19 protein-coding genes and 1 tRNA gene are annotated in these 17,796 nt (G+C 66.3%); 8 read left to right on the forward strand and 12 right to left on the reverse strand.

Annotated features, from left to right (window positions below; all coding sequences use genetic code 11):
• Window positions 1–153 precede the first annotated feature (153 nt).
• Entirely contained in the window at window positions 154–2,346 is a 2,193-nt protein-coding gene (locus VLF18_RS17155; protein ID WP_325280848.1) for a hypothetical protein, read from the forward strand.
• Window positions 2,347–2,395: 49 nt separating this feature from the next.
• On the opposite strand, the gene VLF18_RS17160 is transcribed toward VLF18_RS17155, so the two are convergent.
• From VLF18_RS17160 to VLF18_RS17180, 5 genes are read right to left on the reverse strand one after another with little or no spacing between them, the layout of a single operon-like run.
• The gene (locus VLF18_RS17160; protein ID WP_325280849.1) at window positions 2,396–3,268 is read right to left on the reverse strand and encodes a beta-lactamase induction protein; all 873 of its coding nucleotides are present in this window, start codon (window positions 3,266–3,268) and stop codon (window positions 2,396–2,398) included.
• Between the two features lie 58 nt (window positions 3,269–3,326).
• Window positions 3,327–4,304 (reverse strand): NAD(+) diphosphatase, encoded by a 978-nt coding sequence (gene nudC / locus VLF18_RS17165; protein ID WP_325280850.1) that lies wholly within the window; start codon window positions 4,302–4,304, stop codon window positions 3,327–3,329.
• A gap of 7 nt (window positions 4,305–4,311) precedes the next feature.
• Window positions 4,312–4,674: an iron-sulfur cluster insertion protein ErpA gene (gene erpA / locus VLF18_RS17170; RefSeq protein WP_325280851.1), complete on the reverse strand. Its 363-nt coding sequence runs from the start codon at window positions 4,672–4,674 to the stop codon at window positions 4,312–4,314.
• A gap of 55 nt (window positions 4,675–4,729) precedes the next feature.
• A complete protein-coding gene (locus VLF18_RS17175; RefSeq protein WP_325280852.1) occupies window positions 4,730–5,155 on the reverse strand; it encodes a polymer-forming cytoskeletal protein in 426 nt (141 codons plus the stop codon).
• Window positions 5,142–5,876: a DUF6776 family protein gene (locus VLF18_RS17180; protein WP_325280853.1), complete on the reverse strand. Its 735-nt coding sequence runs from the start codon at window positions 5,874–5,876 to the stop codon at window positions 5,142–5,144. Before VLF18_RS17180 ends, VLF18_RS17175 begins: the two co-directional genes overlap by 14 nt.
• Window positions 5,877–6,028: 152 nt before the next feature.
• Here VLF18_RS17180 and hemJ point away from each other — a divergent pair, with 152 nt between their 5' ends.
• The 3 genes from hemJ (at window position 6,029) to VLF18_RS17195 (ending at window position 11,791) form a co-directional block, all read left to right on the forward strand.
• The gene (gene hemJ, locus VLF18_RS17185) at window positions 6,029–6,466 is read left to right on the forward strand and encodes a protoporphyrinogen oxidase HemJ (protein WP_325280854.1); all 438 of its coding nucleotides are present in this window, start codon (window positions 6,029–6,031) and stop codon (window positions 6,464–6,466) included.
• Between the two features lie 134 nt (window positions 6,467–6,600).
• On the forward strand, window positions 6,601–9,279 hold the full coding sequence (locus tag VLF18_RS17190) for an EAL domain-containing protein (protein ID WP_325280855.1): 2,679 nt from the start codon (window positions 6,601–6,603) through the stop codon (window positions 9,277–9,279).
• 73 nt (window positions 9,280–9,352) lie between these two features.
• Entirely contained in the window at window positions 9,353–11,791 is a 2,439-nt protein-coding gene (locus VLF18_RS17195) for an ATP-binding protein (RefSeq protein ID WP_325280856.1), read from the forward strand.
• 39 nt (window positions 11,792–11,830) lie between these two features.
• Here VLF18_RS17195 and bfr read toward each other — a convergent pair whose 3' ends face one another.
• The 3 genes from bfr to VLF18_RS17210 form a co-directional block, all read right to left on the reverse strand.
• Window positions 11,831–12,301 carry a bacterioferritin gene (gene bfr, locus VLF18_RS17200; RefSeq protein WP_325280857.1) on the reverse strand — a complete coding sequence of 157 codons (471 nt, stop codon included), beginning with the start codon at window positions 12,299–12,301 and terminating at the stop codon, window positions 11,831–11,833.
• 148 nt (window positions 12,302–12,449) lie between these two features.
• A complete protein-coding gene (locus VLF18_RS17205; protein ID WP_325280858.1) occupies window positions 12,450–12,656 on the reverse strand; it encodes a (2Fe-2S)-binding protein in 207 nt (68 codons plus the stop codon).
• 87 nt (window positions 12,657–12,743) lie between these two features.
• On the reverse strand, window positions 12,744–13,295 hold the full coding sequence (locus VLF18_RS17210; RefSeq protein ID WP_325280859.1) for an RNA pyrophosphohydrolase: 552 nt from the start codon (window positions 13,293–13,295) through the stop codon (window positions 12,744–12,746).
• A gap of 141 nt (window positions 13,296–13,436) precedes the next feature.
• Here VLF18_RS17210 and VLF18_RS17215 point away from each other — a divergent pair.
• The 4 genes from VLF18_RS17215 (at window position 13,437) to VLF18_RS17230 (ending at window position 15,116) form a co-directional block, all read left to right on the forward strand.
• Window positions 13,437–13,513, forward strand: a tRNA-Met gene (locus VLF18_RS17215).
• 50 nt (window positions 13,514–13,563) lie between these two features.
• Complete coding sequence (queD, locus tag VLF18_RS17220) at window positions 13,564–13,920, forward strand: 6-carboxytetrahydropterin synthase QueD (protein ID WP_325280860.1); 357 nt, start codon at window positions 13,564–13,566, stop codon at window positions 13,918–13,920.
• Window positions 13,824–14,549 (forward strand): chalcone isomerase family protein, encoded by a 726-nt coding sequence (locus VLF18_RS17225; protein ID WP_325280861.1) that lies wholly within the window; start codon window positions 13,824–13,826, stop codon window positions 14,547–14,549. Before queD ends, VLF18_RS17225 begins: the two co-directional genes overlap by 97 nt.
• 168 nt (window positions 14,550–14,717) lie before the next feature.
• A complete protein-coding gene (locus tag VLF18_RS17230) occupies window positions 14,718–15,116 on the forward strand; it encodes a phasin family protein (protein WP_325280862.1) in 399 nt (132 codons plus the stop codon).
• Window positions 15,117–15,226: 110 nt separating this feature from the next.
• Here VLF18_RS17230 and VLF18_RS17235 read toward each other — a convergent pair whose 3' ends face one another.
• The 4 genes from VLF18_RS17235 to VLF18_RS17250 form a co-directional block, all read right to left on the reverse strand.
• Window positions 15,227–15,616, reverse strand: coding sequence for an MAPEG family protein (locus VLF18_RS17235; protein WP_325280863.1), 390 nt, complete (start codon window positions 15,614–15,616; stop codon window positions 15,227–15,229).
• Window positions 15,617–15,670: 54 nt separating this feature from the next.
• A complete protein-coding gene (locus VLF18_RS17240; RefSeq protein ID WP_325280864.1) occupies window positions 15,671–16,282 on the reverse strand; it encodes an STAS domain-containing protein in 612 nt (203 codons plus the stop codon).
• A gap of 3 nt (window positions 16,283–16,285) precedes the next feature.
• Window positions 16,286–17,371 carry an FHA domain-containing protein gene (locus VLF18_RS17245; protein ID WP_325280865.1) on the reverse strand — a complete coding sequence of 362 codons (1,086 nt, stop codon included), beginning with the start codon at window positions 17,369–17,371 and terminating at the stop codon, window positions 16,286–16,288.
• 19 nt (window positions 17,372–17,390) lie between these two features.
• A partial coding sequence (locus tag VLF18_RS17250) for an FHA domain-containing protein (RefSeq protein WP_325280866.1) occupies window positions 17,391–17,796 on the reverse strand: 406 nt, incomplete at its 5' end.

Below are 17,796 nucleotides of genomic sequence, written 5' to 3' on the forward strand. Positions count from 1 at the left end.
TCGGTTGCGGGCACCGCGAACGTTGTCCCCTGGACGGCCGTTCGCGCGTATTCGGCGGAAAGGCGATCGTCAGCACGGGGCGGTACGGTAACGCGTCACAGCAGACCGTACCCGCTTTGCGCGAGGCTCCGCGCCGTCATAGGGGAGGAAATCATGCGTTTGTATCCGATCCGTCACGCGGCCGTCGCGGTCGCCCTCGTCGTGGCCGGCGCCGCCGGCGCGCAGCAGTTGCCCAATCCCATCCTGTTCGTCACGCAGTATCCGGTTCCCGACGATTTCGCGACGATCGGCGCGGTGTTCGCGAACCATCTCGGCGACATCGACGTCGCCGGCCGCGGCGGCGATCTGTACATCCGCTATCCGAGCGGCACCTTGCGCAACCTCACGCAGGAAGCCGGTTTCGGCAATGCCGGCGCGCAGCGAGCGAATTCGATCGCGGTGCGCGATCCGGCCGTGTCCTGGGATGGCACGAAGGCGATCTTCAGCATGGTCATCGGCGCGCCGCCGCAGCAGTACCAGTACGTCGATACGTACTGGCAGCTCTACGAGGCGACCGGCTTCGGCCAGGGGCAGACGCTGACCATCACCAAGGTCGCGAACCAGCCGGCGAACCGCAACAACGTCAGCCCGGTCTATCTCAGCGACAACAGCATCGTTTTCGTCAGCGACCGCTCGCGCAACGGCGCCAACCACCTGTATCCGCAGCTCGACGAATACGAGTCCACGCCGACACCGACCGGCCTGTGGCGGCTGCAGCCGGCGACCGGCCAGCTCGATCTGCTGCAAGTGTCGGTGTCCGGCGCATTCAATCCGCTCGTCGACAGCTACGGCCGGCTGCTGTTCACGCGCTGGGATCATCTGCAGCGCGACCAGCAGAACGATTCGGCGAACAACGACTACGGCACGTTCAACTGGACCGGCGAGGCGCCGAACGCGGTCAAGACGCCCGACCGCAGCGAGGTGTTTCCCGAGCCGCGCATCGAAGTGCCGGGCTCGGGCGTCAACGGCTTCACGATCAACCACTTCTTCCCGTGGATGGTGAACCAGGACGGCACCGAGGAAGAGACGCTGAATCACGTCGGCCGCCACGAGCTGCACAGCTATTTCAACAGCAGCCTGCAGGATCCGGCGCTCGATGAATTCATTTCGCCGGAAACCAACAATCGCATCCTCAACATGCTGCAGATGCGCGAGGATCCGACGACACCGGGCCGCTACTACGGCGTCGACGCACCGGAGTTCTATACCCATGCCTCGGGGCAGCTCATCCGCATGGATGCCGGCCCCACGGTCAATCCGGCGCTGATCCGCGCGACCTGGCTCAATCCGCGCGTCAACATCAACTTCAGCCCCGACTATGCGCCCGTCCCGCAGCCGCCCGAATTCACCGGGCGCTTCCGCAATCCGCTGCCGCTCAGCGACGGGCAGCTGATCGCCGCGCACGCGACGGAATGGCGCGAGGCCGGCAACGACGGCACGCGCGAGGCGCCGCAGCCGCGCTACCAGTTTCGCCTCAAGCGCCTCGTGCTCGGTCCCGGCGGCCAGTACGTCGCCGCGGAAAATCTGACGACAGGCATCAGCAAGGCGGTGAATTTCTGGGATCCGGACTATGGCGTCAGCTACAGCGGCCCGTTCTGGGAGCTGTCGCCGGTCGAAGTGCGCGCACGCACCGTCCCGCCGAACACGACGCTGCAGCTCAAGGCGCCCGAACTCGCCGCGTTCGCGGCGGAGAACGTCGACGTCGCCGCGTTCCGAGCCTATCTGCGCGCGAACGGACTCGCCCTGCTCGTCGTGCGCAACGCAACGACGCGCGACCGCGCCGACAAGCAGCAGCCGTACAACCTGCGCGTACCCGGCGGCGTGCAGACGACCGGCAGCGGCGGCCAGCTCTACGACATCGCGCACATGCAGTTCTTCCAGGGCGACCAGATCCGCGGCATCGGCGGCATGGCGACGCCGCGCGCGGGCCGCCGCGTGCTCGCGCAGACGCTGCACGACAAACCCGCAGTGGTCGCCAACGGTGCGAATGCCGGCGGCCCGCCGGGCAGCACGGCGATCGCGGCCGACGGATCGGTGGCAGCGTTCGTACCCGCGCAGCGTGCGATGGCCTGGCACTCGACCTCGCCGAACGGCACGCCGGTCGTGCGCGAGCGCTACTGGATCGGCTTCCAGCCCGGCGAGATTCGCGCCTGCGACGGCTGCCACGGCGTCAATCAGCAGAATCAGGCCAACCCGAGCGCACCGGCCGCAACGAACACGCCGCAGGCGCTGCGCCAGTTGCTCGCGCGCTGGCGCGACAGGCAGGTCGACCTGATCTTTGCGAACGGCACCGAAGAGCGCCGCTGAGACGTGAGTGCCCCGCGGCGCACGATGCGCCGCGGGGAACCAAAGGAACTTACGCGAGACCGCCGATCACGAGCAGGCCGGTCACGGCGAGCCAGACGATGAGCACGCGCACGAGCAGGTGCCGTGCGTCGGCCAGTTCGATCAGCGGATCGTTGACGTCTTCGGCATAGCCGTCGCCGGCGATCACGTCGGCATCGACGCTCGCCCGCGCGATCGCGGACAGGAATCCGAGATCGAGGCTGAAATAGCCCTTGCCCATGCGGTCGTGCCAGCTTTTCCAGGTGTGGAAAACCGCATCGAAGTCGGAGGCGACCGCGAGCGCGAGCGCCATGAGGTGTGCGGGCGCCCAGTCGAGCCAGAGACTGAATTTGCGCGCGAGCTGGCGTCCCTCGGGGCTCTGCAGCTCGGCCAGCGCCGGCGACCAGGCCAGCAGCTGCGTCAGGCGGTACAGCAGCGCGCCGCACGGACCGAGCAGCAGGAACCAGAACAGCACGCCGAACCAGCGCTTGAGCGCCGACTGGAACGCCGCGTCGACAAGCGCGGGCGCTTCGAACGGCAGCGGCCCCTCGTCGCCGTCGGGCCTAAGACACTGCGCGGCAACGACGCGACGCTCGCTGTCGGGCGCCTTGACGACGGCATCGACGTCTTCGGACAGATCGCGCGGCCCCCAGCTGTACCAGAGCACGCAGACCGCAAATGCGAACGACAGCAGACCGAACATCCAGCCGCCGAGCAGCTTCTGGATTAGTAAACAAATCAACACGGGAACAAATATGGCGATCGCGCTGCGCGCGCCGCCGCCGACCCGGGCCAGCACGCCGAGCCAGACGTGCAGGCGGCTGAAATCGCGCAGCCGCGACAGGTCGGGAAGCCCCTGGGCCAGGGCGAAGACGACGAGAACGGCGAGCAGGTGGATGGCCATGGTTCAAGCGTTCGGGAGGTTGGCCCGATTGTAGCCGGCTAGTGCGACGCGTGGCCTCTCAGTCGGCCTTCGGTTTGAGCCAGGGCTCGTCGTGCATCAGCGCCGAGAGTTCGAGGCCGCCGGTCTCGCGCAGCCAGTGCTCGATCAGACGGTGCGACACCGACAGCGGCGGCGGCAGCACCAGCGTGCGGTCGGCGAGCCCGCGCACGATGTCGTCGACCTCGAACCAGCGCGCCTCGGCGAGTTCCGCACCGACGCGTATCGCCGGATCGCTCGCGCGGGCGACGAAGCCGAGCATCAGCGAGGCCGGGAACGGCCAGGGCTGCGACGAGTGGTAGTCGCTTTCCTCGACCACGACGCCGGCTTCCTCGAACACTTCCCGCCGCACGGCGTCCTCGAGCGATTCGCCGGGTTCGACGAAGCCGGCCAGCGTTGACCAGCGCCCTTCGGGCCAGCCGGGCTGACGCCCGAGCAGGCAGGCATCCCGCCAGCCGACGATGACGATGATTGCCGGATCGGTACGCGGAAAATGCTCGATGCCGCAGTCGGTGTTGGTGCAGAGCGCCTTGTGACCGGCCGACACCAGTGTCGTCGAATGGCCGCAGGCGCCGCAGAAGCGCACGCGCGTCTGCCAGAACAGCAGCGCGCGCGCGTAGGCGAACAGACCCGCATCGAACGCGGGCAGTCCGAGGCCGGCCGCGCGCAGATCGATCCAGCGGGCGTCGAGCGCGGCGGAGACCTCGTTGCCGCGCGGCTGAGCCGCGGCAATCGCGAAATAGTTGGCCTCGCCGGTCGCGCCGAGGAACACGACCGGATCGTCGGGCCAGTGCGCGAGACGCTCGGCTTCGCCGAGATGACGAAGGCCGCCGCGGTCGGCGCGCGCAAGGCCGCGGCCGTCCGGATTCAACGCGATGTATCGGGCGCCGGCACCGGCGCGGCAGGCGGTCAGCCAGGCATCATCGTCGCGACGCTCGGCCGCGCGTTCGAGCGCGAGCGCCGCGAACACGTTGGCACGGCTGCGCAGGCTCGCAGTCACGCGGCAGTCAGACGGTGAATGACGAACCGCAGCCGCAGGTCGTCTTCGCATTGGGATTGCGGATGACGAACTGCGCGCCGGTCAGCGACTCGGTGTAGTCGATCTCCGCACCCATGAGGTACTGCAGCGACAGCGGATCGACGACGAGCGTGACGCCGCCGTTCTCGATCGCGACGTCGTCCTCGGCGCGTTCCTCGTCGAAGCTGAAGCCATACTGGAACCCGGAACAGCCGCCGCCGCTGATCGCGACGCGCAGCTTCAGGTCCGGATTGCCTTCCTCCGAAATCAACTCGCGCACCTTGTGCGCGGCTGCGTCGCTGAAGACCAGCGGCTGGTCGAGGGCGGTCTGGTAACTCGGCGTGTCGCTCATGTCGGCTTCGTGGGTGGACAATGCGGGAGCTAGATCAGGGCGCGTGCCCGGCGAATCAAGCCGGCTCGGCGCCGGCGGCGGCAGCTTCGGCGTCCGGCGCGGGCAGCCGCTTCGGCGCTTCGTTCTGATGGACCATCTTGCCGTTGATCTGGGCACCCGCGGCCATCTCCAGCACCTTGTAGTAGATGTTGCCCTCGATGCGCGCGGCTTCGGCGAGTTCCAGCCGCTCGGCCGCATGGACGTCGCCCTTGACCTCGCCGTTGAGCACGACGCGCGGCGCATGGATCTCGCCGACGACGGAACCCTGATCGCTGAGCGTCAGGCACGCGTCGGTGCCGTCGGCGCGCAGCGTGCCCTCGATGCGGCCTTCGAGATAGATCGCGCCGCTGAAAGTCAGGTCGCCGCGAATCGTCGTGCCCTTGGCGATCAATGTGGTGGCGCTGTAGGTGGACTTGCCGTTGCCTTTCTTACTGCTGAACATTGCTGCTCTCCTCGGCTGCCTGAGCTTCGCTCCAGCCAAATCCTTGTTCGACCCGGCCACCGCCCCCCGTCGCCTCGGCAACCACCTTGATGCGATTCGGCGTAAAGCCCTCGGGCAGCATCACCGTGCCCGGAACGCGCTGAAAATACTTGAACGAAAACGGCAGCCCGGCCGCGTTGCCGGCGCCGAGGTCGGTCCAGGCCAGCGTCTTGAGCTGGCCGTTCGCAACACCTTCTATCGCGATCTGCAGCCGCCCTTCGCTCGACTGCGACCGTTTCATGTTCTGCGTCAACGTGACGACGACGTTCCATGCGCTCGAATCCCTGACCGGCTCGACGTGGACCGAATGCACCGCCAGACCTTCGCGGCGTGCGCCGCCGCCGACGAGTCTGGCGTAGAAGCCGAGGTCGGTGCGCAGGCCCGCGATTTCCTCTTCGCGCTCGCGCAGCGTCTGCTGCAGATCGGAACTCGCGACGCGGTCGACCTGGTCGGCGCGTTCGAGCACGGCCACGCGCTGCTTCAGCGTTTCGTTCTCGTCCTGCAGCCGGACATGTTCGGCCGGATCCGGACCGATGACCGGCGAGCGCGCGAGGAACCAGCCGGCCAGCGCCGCGAATGCCAGCGTTGCCAGCCATGCGACGACGACGAACAGCAGACGCCGCCGCGCCGCGGCCGGGTCGTGCTGCTGGACGATGAAGCGCGGCGAGGGACTGCGTGACATAGGGAAAGCGCCGGTACGCCCTCCTGCGGCGGAAAGCGGACTCTGCATGGGAACGTCAGGGTGCCGGGCCTTATAGCCCCCCACCCCAGCGCGGTCAAGCCGAGCGACCGCCTCGGTATACTGCGCGCCCCGCAGCCGCAGCGCATCCGCTCATGCTCTGGTTCAAGGCCTTTCACATCGTCTCGGTCGTCATGTGGTTCGCCGGGCTGTTCTACCTGCCGCGCCTGTTCGTCTACCACGCCGAAGCGACCGAGCCCGTCGTGCGCGAACGCCTGAAGGTCATGGAGCGGCGGTTGCTGGTCATGACGCGCATCGGCGGCGGACTGACCTTCATCTTCGGTGCCGCGACGCTGGCCTGGTGGATGATCCACGTGCCCGGCTACCTCAAGGCCAATCCGTGGCTGCACGTGAAGCTCGTGCTCGTGTTCCTGCTCTACAGCTATCACGGCTATCTCGGCAGGCTCACGCGCGAATTCGCGGAGGACCGCTGCACGCGTTCGCCGCGCTGGCTGCGCATCTTCAACGAGCTGCCCGCACTGCTGCTGATCGGCATCGTGATCCTCGTCGTCGTTCAACCGTTCAAGGGCTGACGGCCTGTACCGCGCGAAGCCGGCGCGCGTATACATGTTCCAGCGTATCCTGCCGCGACGCGCCGGAAACGCCGGTCCGGACCTCTCGGAACGCGTGCTATATTGCGGCGACTGGACGATTTCGGGTCTCGCGAATGCATAAGCAGGACGACTCCCAGCAGAGCGCGGAACTGCGACAGGCATTCCTGCGACATCTGCCCAAGCGCCTGGAGACGCTGACCCGCCGAGGGCTGCGCCAGGCGAGGGACGGTTGGGACATCAACAGCCTGAGTCTGATCTTCCGCGAAGTGCAGACGCTCGCCGGTGCGAGCGGCCGCTACGGTCTGCTCGATCTCGCCGAGAAGCTGTTCGCGATCGAGTCGGCGCTCGCCCTCAGCATCGAGCAAGTCAGCCTGCCCGACGCAGCTACCTCGGCCACGGTCGCCGAGCTGTTCGACGAACTCCGCGAGATCGCGAGCGAGCGCGTCGCCGCGCCGGCTGCCGACGGGCGCCTCGAAGTCGCGCCGGCCGACCTCGATCGCAGCGAAAATGGTTTTGCGCTGCAGCTCGTGCCGCCAGCGGAATACTGGAAGCGCTTTCCCCCGGTCGTCGCGACGCCCGCGCCCGTGGTGCCATCGGCGAACGTCGTGCCGCTGCATCCGCCGTCGAGCGCGACCGCCGTCGATGTTCCGGCGCCGAGTGCGCCGGATGTATCGCCCGCCCCCGCGCCGGTCGAACGTGCAGCCGCCGAACCGGCCCCTGCATCGCGTGCGGGACCGGCCGCGAGCGCGCGCAAGGTGTATCACCTGACCGACGGCAGCCCGCTCGCCTGCGAGATCGACCAGAAGCTCGAACTGTCGGGCTACGAGCTGTCGCTGCTCGACCACGTCGACGAAGTCGTCGAGATGATCGGCACGTTTCCGCCGCATCTCGTCGTCGTCGACGCGCACTTCTTCGGCGAGCTCGACCGTCTCGGCGATGCCCTGAAGTCGGCGCGCGGCCGCGCGAGCCATCGCGTCGCGATGCTCGCGCTGTCCGAGCACGGCGATCTCGAAGTCCGCCTGCGCGCGATGCGCGCCGGCGCCGACGCGTTCATCCCGCTGCCGACGCAGACCGGCGACGTGATGGCACGCATCGCCGAGCTGACCGAGACCGATCAGACCGACCCGTATCGCATCATGATCGTCGAGGACGACCGCACGCAGGCCATGTTCGCCGAGTCGATCCTGCGCAAGGCCGGCATGCAGACCATGGTGGTCTCCGATCCGCTCGCGGTGCTCAACGACATCGACGCGTTCAATCCCGACCTGATCCTCATGGATCTCTACATGCCGGGCTGCTCGGGAACCGAGCTGACCGCGATCATCCGCGAGCGCGAAGCGTTCGTCTCGACGCCGATCGTGTTCCTGTCGGGCGAGAGCGACACCGAAAAGCACTTCGAGGCACTCAGTGCCGGCGGCGACGATTTCCTGTCCAAGCCGATCCGGCCCAAGCACCTGATCTCTGCCGTCACGAACCGCCTGCGGCGCGCACGCCATATCCGGCGCCGCGCGCAGAACCAGAATCCGCGCGATCCCGTCACCGGCATGTACGAACGCGCGCATGTGCTCGACCGCATCAACGCGAAGCTCGCCGCCGAGGACGCCATCGCCGAGCGCGGCGGCCTGCTGTACGTCGACCTCGACGACGCGACGAACCTGCGCGAGCAAGTCGGGCTCATCGGCTTCGACAAGCTGCTCGGCCAGATCGGGGCGTTTCTCGCGGCGCATCTCGACGCGAGCGAACTCGTCACGCGGTTCGGCGACACGAGCTTCATCGTGCTGAGCCCGGAACGCGGCGCGAACGATCTCGCAACCGGCAGCCGCGGCCTGGTCGACCGCGTCTCCCGCGAACGTTTCGATGTCGATGGGCAGCACTACAGCGTCGCGCTGCGCATAGGCATCTGCCCGTTCTCGGCCAACCTCGGCGACGCCGGAAGCATGCTCACGGCTGCGGAGCGCGCGATGAGCGACACGCGACGCAACGACCGCGACGCAGTCGGCGTGTTCGGCCTCAAGGCCAGCGGCGACCAGGCTCTGATCGAGAACCTGCGTGCGGCGCTGCGCAGCGATGCGTTCCACCTCGTATTCCAGCCGATCGCCGCGCTGTCGAGCGATGATGAAGGCGACGCCGACGAACAGTTCCAGGCGCTCCTGCGCCTGCATGGCGACGACGGCAAGGTGCTGACAGCGAGCCACATCGTGCCCGCGGCGGAACAGGCGGGACTCATCGACGATATCGACCGTTGGGTACTCGGCCGCTGCCTCATGGTCCTGTCCGACCGTGCGCGACAGGGACGCCCGGTGCGGCTGTTCGCGAGCCAGTCGATGTACGCCGCGCGCGACCCGGCACGTGCCGGCTGGCTGCGGCAACAACTCGAAACGCGCCGTATCGCCGGCAACCGTCTCGTGCTCGAACTCAAGCTACCGGAAGAAGCCGCGGATCGCGATCTGATCTTCGGTTTCGCTGCAGCCGTGCATCAGATCGGCGTCGGGCTCTGCCTTTCCGGCGCGACGCCGGGCGAGGCCGCCGAAGCGGCGATCCAGCACCTGCCCATCGACTTCATCAAGATCGCACCGGACTGCGTCGCCGACCGTAGTCCACGCATGCGCGACGATCTGCGCCGACTCGTACGCGACGCGCACGACCACGGCCGCCGCGTGATCGCGCCGCGCATCGAGGACGCCCAGAGCGCGGCGACGCTGTGGACGATCGGCGTCGATTTCATCCAGGGTAATTTCGTGCAGCACGAGGCGCAGAATCTCGACTACGATTTCCGCGCCGCTGCGGGTTAGGGCCGCCGGACGGCGGGGGGAAGTACGCCGACGGGCGCGGAAGCGTCGCGATCGGCGCTGACGAGGGACGAGCATGGGGGATTGGAAACGACTCGCCGGAGCGATGCGCTGGGGCGGCCTCGCGGTCGTGATCAGCGCAAGCCTGGTCGTCCTGATCGTCGTACCGCCGCCGCACAACTTCTGGATGGCTCCGCTGCTGCTGCTCGGCGGCGTCCTGCTGTTCCTGGCCGGCCACGGCGGCAACGACGGCGATGCATCGCAAACGACGCCGGAGCACGTGGCCATGGCGCGCCGGGCATCGCCGCAGCCGGCCGCGGCCGCCGCGCCGACGTTGCAGGCCGAGGTCGACGAACTGCGCCAGGTGCAGCAGGACCTCATGAAGGCCAAGCAGGACGCCGAGGCCGCGATGATGGCCAAGAGCGAATTCCTCGCGACGATGAGCCACGAGATCCGCACGCCGCTCAACGGCGTGATCCCGCTGCTCGACATCGTCCTGTCGACCAGGCTCGCGCCGGACCAGCGCGACTATCTGATGACCGCGTACCGCTCGGCGCGCGAGCTGCTGCGCATCGTCGACGACATCCTCGACTATTCGAAGATCGAGGCGAACAAGCTCGAGCTCGAAGCCGTCGGCATCAATCTGCGCGAGGTGCTCGACGCGGTGAAGCGACTCATGGAGAAGGCGGCCGAAAGCAAGGGCCTCGCTTTCTCGGTGGCGATCGATCCGGCCGTGCGCCTTGCAGTCCGCGGCGATCCCGTGCGGCTGCGGCAGGTACTGACGAATCTCGTCAGCAACGCGATCAAGTTCACCGAGCGCGGCAGCGTGTCGATCCGCGTTACGCGCCGCGGCGAAACGCGCAGCCACAACGAGGTGATGTTCCAGGTTCAGGACACGGGCGTCGGTATCGCCCCCGAGGTCGCCGACAAGCTGTTCCAGCCGTTCTCGCAGGCCGACGCATCGACGACGCGCATCCATGGCGGCACCGGCCTGGGTCTCGTCATCTGCAAACGGATCATCGATCTCATGGGCGGCAAGATCGGCGTCAAGTCCGAACTCGGCCGCGGCTCCACATTCTGGTTCAGCGTACCCTTCCTCAAGGCGCTCGGCGACGGACCCGGCGCGCGCACCGACCTCAGCGGCGCCCGTGCGCTCGTCGTCGTCGATGAGGCCGGGACTCAGCGACGTCTGTCGAGCTATCTGACGACCTGGGGCGTGCAATTCACGACGACCAACGTCGCCGCCGAGGCGCTCGCGAAACTGCGCAGCGCCGCGCAGATGGGCGAAGGCTGGGCGGTCGATCTGCTCATCGTCGATCTCGGCAGCATGCGCGGCAACCCGGCAGCGCTGCTGCGCAATGTATTGCGGGAACCGACGCTCGAACGCGTGCGGTTCGCATTCGTCGCGAGCGGCGACGACGTTCCTGCGGAACTGCGCCAGGACGGACGCTCAGCCGTGGTTGCCGCGGGCTATTCGGATGCGGAGCTGCGCGGCGCGTTGAACGGATTGCTCGGCGTTCAACAGAGTGCGCCGAAAGAAGAAGCCGTCGCGGCGCCGCCCGTCGATACGCTGGAACCGGGCGTGCAGCTCGGCGCACCGGATTCCGCGACGGCACCGCTGCGCGGTCACGTTTTGCTGGTCGAAGACAACCCCGTGAACCGGCAGGTGGCACAGCGCATCCTGACGCTGCTCGGGCTCAGCCTCGAACTCGCCGAAAACGGCAAGGAGGCGCTCGAGAAGCTCGATGCCGGCCACTTCGATCTGGTGCTCATGGACTGCCAGATGCCGGTCATGGACGGCTATACGGCAACACGCGTTCGGCGCACGCGCGAAGCCGAGGCCCGGCTGCCGCGCATGCCGATCATCGCGATGACCGCCAATGCCATGGCCGGCGACCGCGAAAAATGCCTTGGTGCGGGCATGGACGAGTACCTGTCCAAGCCGATGAATCGCGGCCTGCTCGAAACGACGCTGCGCAAATGGCTGCCGAAGCAGGCCCAGAGCCGTGCCGCCGCTCCGGAAGCAGCAACCCCCAGCATCCCGGCACGGGTCTTCGCGCAGCCGGGCGTGCACGCCGTTGCGAGCGCTCCGCTCAAACCGGCGACCGGATCGGGGGTCGCGCTCGGCGAAGGGATTGCGACGCCGAGTCCGCTCGCGACGCGCGATGGCGCTGCGCTCGATCAGGAGATCGTGCGCGATCTCCTCGACGTCATGGGCGAGGAATTCACCGAACTCGTCGGCGTCTATCTCGAAGACACGCCGAAGAATCTCGCGCTGCTCGAAGCAGCCGCCGGACGCAACGATGCCAACGGCCTGATCGCTCCGTCGCATTCACTGAAGTCCACCAGCGCCAATCTCGGTGCGATGACGCTCGCCGAGATTGCCAAGCGCATCGAACACGGCGCTCGCAGCGGCACATTGTCTGACCCCGGCACGTTGGTGCGGGACCTCACGAGGGAATACGGCCGCGTTTCGGCAGAGCTGCGCAGCCTGCTGGCGCGCAGCGGCGCCTGAAATGTCGAAGCGGGCATTGCGCCCGCTTCGTTGATTGCTTCAGCTGCCGATCTGCTTTTGCAGATAGCTCTGCTCGCCGAGCTGCTGAATCAGCCCCAGCTGCGTCTCGAGCCAATCGATGTGCTCTTCCTCCGACTCGAGGATGTGTTCGAACAATTCCCGGCTGACGTAGTCGCCAGCTTTTTCCGCATCGGCAATCGCAGCGCGCAGATCCGGCACGGCGGCATATTCGAGTTTCAGATCGCATTCGAGACATTCGCGCGGCGTCTCGCCGACGAGAATCTTGCCGAGGTTCTGCAGATTCGGCAGCCCTTCGAGAAACAGGATGCGCTCGATGAGCTTATCCGCGTGCTTCATCTCGTCGATCGATTCCTTGTATTCGTGCTCGGCGAGCACCTTGAAGCCCCAGTTCTTGAACATGCGGGCGTGCAGGAAATACTGGTTGATCGCGGTGAGTTCGTTATAGAGCGCCTTGTTCAGGTGCTCGATGATCTTGGCGTCGCCCTTCATGGCCGTTCTCCAGCGGAAATCGGCACCGACTATAGCGCTCGCACCGGCGGCACGAAGAAATGCGAATTGGATGCAATGTCGCTACCGACGCGGCGACGGAAGCTGCCGAGCGCGGCAGCGAAAAATGCATTGGGTGCGGAGAGCCCGGTCAGGCGGCTGCAAGTACCGGAAGCTCGAACAGGCGGGCGTTGCGCGGGAGCGCCTCGTGCAACACCTGTTCGGCAAAATCGGCGCAGGCACCGCAGGTGCCGGCGCAACCCGTACGCATGGTCAACTCCGCCAGCGACGAAACACCGTCGGCAGCTGCCGCGCGAATGGCTTTGTCGGTAACGCCGTTGCAGACACAAACGTACATGCAGTTCTCCAGTGCGATGCATTGGACTGCAAATGAGAATGAGTGTCAACAAGCTTCCGTTTTGGCGACGAAACCTGAACGTGTCCGTCAGCCGACTTCGGCGAGTACCTGCAGCTTGGCGCGCAACGCCTGTTCGATGGCGGGTTGCTCGAGCCGGACGCGGCAGGCGCGCTCGACCGCCGGCGCGAACTGCCGCAGCGCACGCTCATAGACCTGACGCTTGAACGTGACGACGTTCTGCGCCGGATACCAGAAATCGACCCATCGCCAAAGATCGAACTCGGGCTTCTCGTTCGCATCGAGCCGCAGATGACGCTCCTCGCCGAGGAATCGAAGCAGGAACCAGACCTGTTTCTGACCGATGCAGACGGGCCGCTCGTTGCGGCGCAGGTAGCGTCGCGGAAGACGGTAACGCAGCCAGCCCGGCGTGACCGCAAGCACTTCGACGTGCTCGGGAAACAGTCCGGTTTCCTCTTCGAGCTCGCGATACATCGCCTCAAGCGGCGTTTCGTCGCTGCGCATGCCCCCCTGCGGAAACTGCCAGCCGTCGCGATTGATGCGGCGCGCCCAGAACAATCGACCGTCGTCCCGCAAAAGGACTATGCCCACATTGGGCCTGTAGCCATCGGGATCGATCACCGGTCGACTCCAGAAAATACGTGCTGGGACCGATTCTTCCACAGGCCGCGCGACGCCAGCAAGGCAGCGCGGCCATATCCGGCTTGACACCTGTGAAACCAGGGATACAATCCACGCCCTTTCGGGCACGTTCGCCCCAGTGGCTAGGTAGCTCAGCCGGTCAGAGCGCGGCACTCATAATGCTGAGGTCGGCGGTTCGATCCCGCCTCTAGCCACCACTTTATTCTTCTGGATTCGTCCGCTGGCGAGTCCCGGCAGCAGCGCCCCCATGGATCTGTTCAAGACATTTCAGATCGAGGCTGCGCATCGCCTGCCTGCAGTTCCGGCGGGCCACAAGTGTTCCCGCCTCCACGGGCACTCTTTCCGCATCGACATTCACGTATCGGGGCCGATCGACCCGAGGTTCGGCTGGGTCATGGACTTCGCCGACATCAAGCAGGCGTTCGCGCCGGTCTTCGAGGCACTCGATCATCGCTGTCTCAACGAGATCGACGGACTCGAGAACCCGACCAGCGAAGTCCTCGCGGTGTGGATCTGGGCGAAGCTCAAACCGGCACTGCCGTTGCTGAGCCGCGTCGTGGTTCACGAAACCTGCACCTCCGGCTGCAGCTATACCGGCCCCTAGCGCCGTGTGAAGGGCTAAGATTCGCCCCTGATCCGAGGGGACGGTGCCGCATGCGTACCTTGCGTGGTTTCGCACTTCTGCTGCTGTCGTTGTTTGCGTCCACTGCCGGCGCCGTGACCGTAGCCGGCCACGAGTTCGCCGACCGCATGAACGTGCCGGGCGTCGGCAACAACCTGCGTCTTTCCGGCGCCGCCGTACTGGACCGCAACTTCGTTCCGTTCTATGCCGCCGCGCTCTATCTGCCGAACTCGGTACGAAGCCTCGAGCAATTGCAATCGGGCCTCAGTCCGTACCGCATCATCGTCGTCTGGCAGATTCCCGAACTTGAGGAAACCCGCGTCGAAGACTATTGGCGCAAGGCATTCACCGAAGCCGCCGGAGCCGACCGGCTCGGACGCATCAAGTCCGGCGTCGAGCGCTTCGTCGAAATGTTCGGCCCGGCGCGGCACGGCCAGGTGATCCTGTTCGACTACATCCCGGACGCAGGCATGCGGGTCTTCATCGACGACAAGCCGGCGGGCCAGATGCCGGGCGTCGAGTTCAACACGGTTCTGCTGTCGATCTGGCTCGGCGAGAAAGCGCCGCGCGATTTCCGAACCGCTCTTTCGGCTGGACTGACCCCAAATTGACGCGACGCGGAAACTTCTTGAAATCGAAATAAATCCTTCAATATCAGTTAGGTCTTTAATTTTTACGCCTACTGAACGCGAAAGTTTGAAGATTTCTGTTGCGCCGCAACAAAAACCCGGTTAGAGTGCGCCCCGTCATCCCCCCAAACGCCTGACGAGGGCAAGCCAATGATCGAGCAGTACAACAACCAGGTGCTGGCTTTCAGCAAGAGCTTTGCCGAAGCCGCGTTCAAGGTGCAGGGCCTGGCTCTGCAGAACTTCGAAAAGATCGCCGACCTGCAGCTGAAGGCTTTCGAGAACCGCGCCAACGCGACCGCCGCGTTCGTCACCGAAGCGCTCGAAGTCCGCGATTTCGACGGCCTCAAGGCCATCTGGCCGAAGGGCGTCACCCTGGCCAAGGAATCGGCTGAAAAGGCCTACGCGACCAGCCAGGAAGTGTTCGGCATCACCGTCAAGACCAGCGAAGCGCTCGGCGAACTGGCCAAGACCAACTTCGCCGTGACGAACGAAACCATCAAGAGCAACGTGGATTCGTTCAAGAAGGCCACCGCCGCGGTCGCCAAGTAAGACTTCAAGCAAGAGCATCAAGCCGCGCTACGACGACCCTCCCCCTCCCCGTAGTCGTAGCGCCGCTTTGGACCGGATGACGCAAGTCATCCGGTCTTTTTCTTTTGCGATCAGGCTATCGCCGCAACGACGAACAAGCCAATCACGCACGCCAGACCCAGAAACCAGGTGATGCTGCGCAGCGGCGGCTTGTCGGTGAGGTAGAACGCGCCGTAGACGAGCCGCAGCACGATGAATGCGACCGCGAACAGGTCGATCAGACCCTGCGGCGCCCGTACGAACTGCGCGACGAGCACCGCCGCGGCAAACGGCGGAAACGCCTCGATGCCGTTCAGATGCGCCCAATGCGCGCGCGCCCTGTAGCCGGTCAGCTCGGCCTGATACACACGCGGCTGTCGGTTGAGGCGTCGAACTCCGGCCTCATGACCCACTTTCGCGATGATCGTATACGCGAACGGCAGCAGCGCCGCGACCAGGATGCACCACAGCGCTATCGTCATTGCTCGACTCCTTGAGAAACGAAAGATCGGGATCGGATACGCACGCCGCGCGTGCTATTTCGGCCCCAGCAGGCGACGCAGCTTACCGCCGAGACCTTCGTCGGCACCCGGATCGGGTTCGGCGTCGCGTTCAGGCTCGCGCGACGGCGGCAGCGGCGTCGGGGCGCGCGGCGGTTTCGGCACCTCCGGTTGACCCGGCGGCGGTTTGGCATCGAGCAGGCGCGCGGCTTCCTCGCCAAGCGCCGTGGCCTCACCGCCCGAAGGAACGATGACGTCAGCCCCGATCAACCGTGTTGCCACCTGCACGAGCGCAGGATCGAGACCGATGGCCGGATGTGCGACCAACGCCGCCGCGCGATTCGGATAAGTCGGAATCTGCTGCGGCAAGCCCTGTTTGAAGACCGCCTGCAGAGCCGGCGGAATGCCGCCAAGACGAACCGAGCCTTTCGCTCGCGCCACGCGCGAAGCAAACGCGGCGAGCGACTTCAGTCCGGCGCTCGATGCGTAGATCAGCCCAGCCGCATCGATGACGAAATGCTGGCCGCCCTGAGCTTCGAGCTCCTGCAGGCCGAGCTCGAGGTCGACCGCGCCATCGGCGTCCAGACGACCGCCCAGCGCAACGATATGGACCTGTCCCTGCTGCCCGCAGGCGAGCTCGATGGCCATGCCTCAGCCCTCGCGAAATACCCAGCGTGCCGCGCCGATCTGGATGACGTCCTGGTCGCGCAGCAACCGCTCGCGGATCTTTTCGGCATTGACGCGCGTGCCATGCGGCGATCCCAGATCGACGACGGTGTAACCCGCCATGCTGACCGTGAGCTGCGCATGCTTCGCATCGACGCCGGGCCCGCCGACGCGCACGTCGTTGCCGGCGTCGGCACCGATGCTGACCGCGTTGAGGTTCAACACGATGCTGTTCTTTCCCGCTTCAGGGTTCTGCGGCACGAGGCGCGCCGCGCGTACGACGACCGTCGCACCCGACGCGGCCGCGGGCGCCGCGCTGTTGCGCGTCGGCAGCGGAATATCGAGTACCGGCATCATCTGCGTTTCGCTCGGCGGCCGGGCCGGCTTCGCGGGAGCCGCGCCGGAGGTTGGTGCCGGAGGCGGCGCGGAAGCGGTCGGCGGCGGTGACGGCGGCAACGGCGGCAGCGCCGAAAAGACCTGGGTCTGATCGCTGACCGGCTCGGTTTCCAGCGTGCGGAATCCGCCGGGTACGGTAGGGGCGCTCGCCGCAACCGGCGGCGGCACGGTTGCCGGAGGCACTGCCACCGGCGCTGCGGGCGCGCCGAGCTGCAGCTCGGCTTCGGAATGAAATGCTTCGAGAAAGCTCGCTTTCAGATCCTGTGCACGCTTGAGCGCATCCGCGCGCGCGGCAAGCTCGGTTTCGAGATCGGCGATGCGACGCTTGAACTCGGCATCGTCGAATTCGCCGAGCTGATGCCGCAGCTCGATTTCCTGCCGATCGAGCGTGATCGACTCATGATCGCCGGTATAGCGATCGAGCAGCGCGCTCAACTCGTGGTACTGCACGCGCGCCTGCTGTTTGAGCGGCGCGGCCTTCTGCTCGAGTTCGCGGTTGCGCGTCTCGTAATCGCCGCGAACGCGCAGGTAGACCGGCTCGGCAACGGCACTGCGCTTTTCCTCGAGCTGCTGCAGCCGCTCGGTAAGGACGTCCTGCTCGGCCTTCAGCGCTTTGAGCGCATCGACGGCGCTGACATCGATGGCTTCCAGTGCCGCGATCCGATCGTTGCTCATGACGTTCTCCGTACGCGCCTCAGGACGCGACCAATTCTATGTCGATAGTGCCGAAACGCAGTCGGTCGCCGGGCTTGATCGCAACGGCCGCACCGGTCGCGATACGTTGGCCGTTGACGAATGTACCGTTGGCGGTGCCGACCTCCTCGCGCAGGAACAGCGCGCCACCCTGGCGCAGCAGCTTGGCGTGGCGCCGGCTCAGGCTCCGCGCAGTATCGAGCGGCCCCAGATTGATCTCCGGCGTGATCCCGGTGACCGGATCGACCCGACCGATCAGGTATTCCTCGCGCGCGGCATCCAACGCGAAGCGCTGTCCGCTCGCCACATGCAGCAGCGTGCCGCCGCCAGTCGGTACCGCAACTGCCGTTGGCGGCGCTTCGACCGGAACCCGCGCTGCCGGCGGAGCCGGAGCCGCGGCCGGCGGC

Source organism: Tahibacter sp. (genome assembly GCF_035481375.1).
GTDB lineage: Bacteria > Pseudomonadota > Gammaproteobacteria > Xanthomonadales > Rhodanobacteraceae > Tahibacter.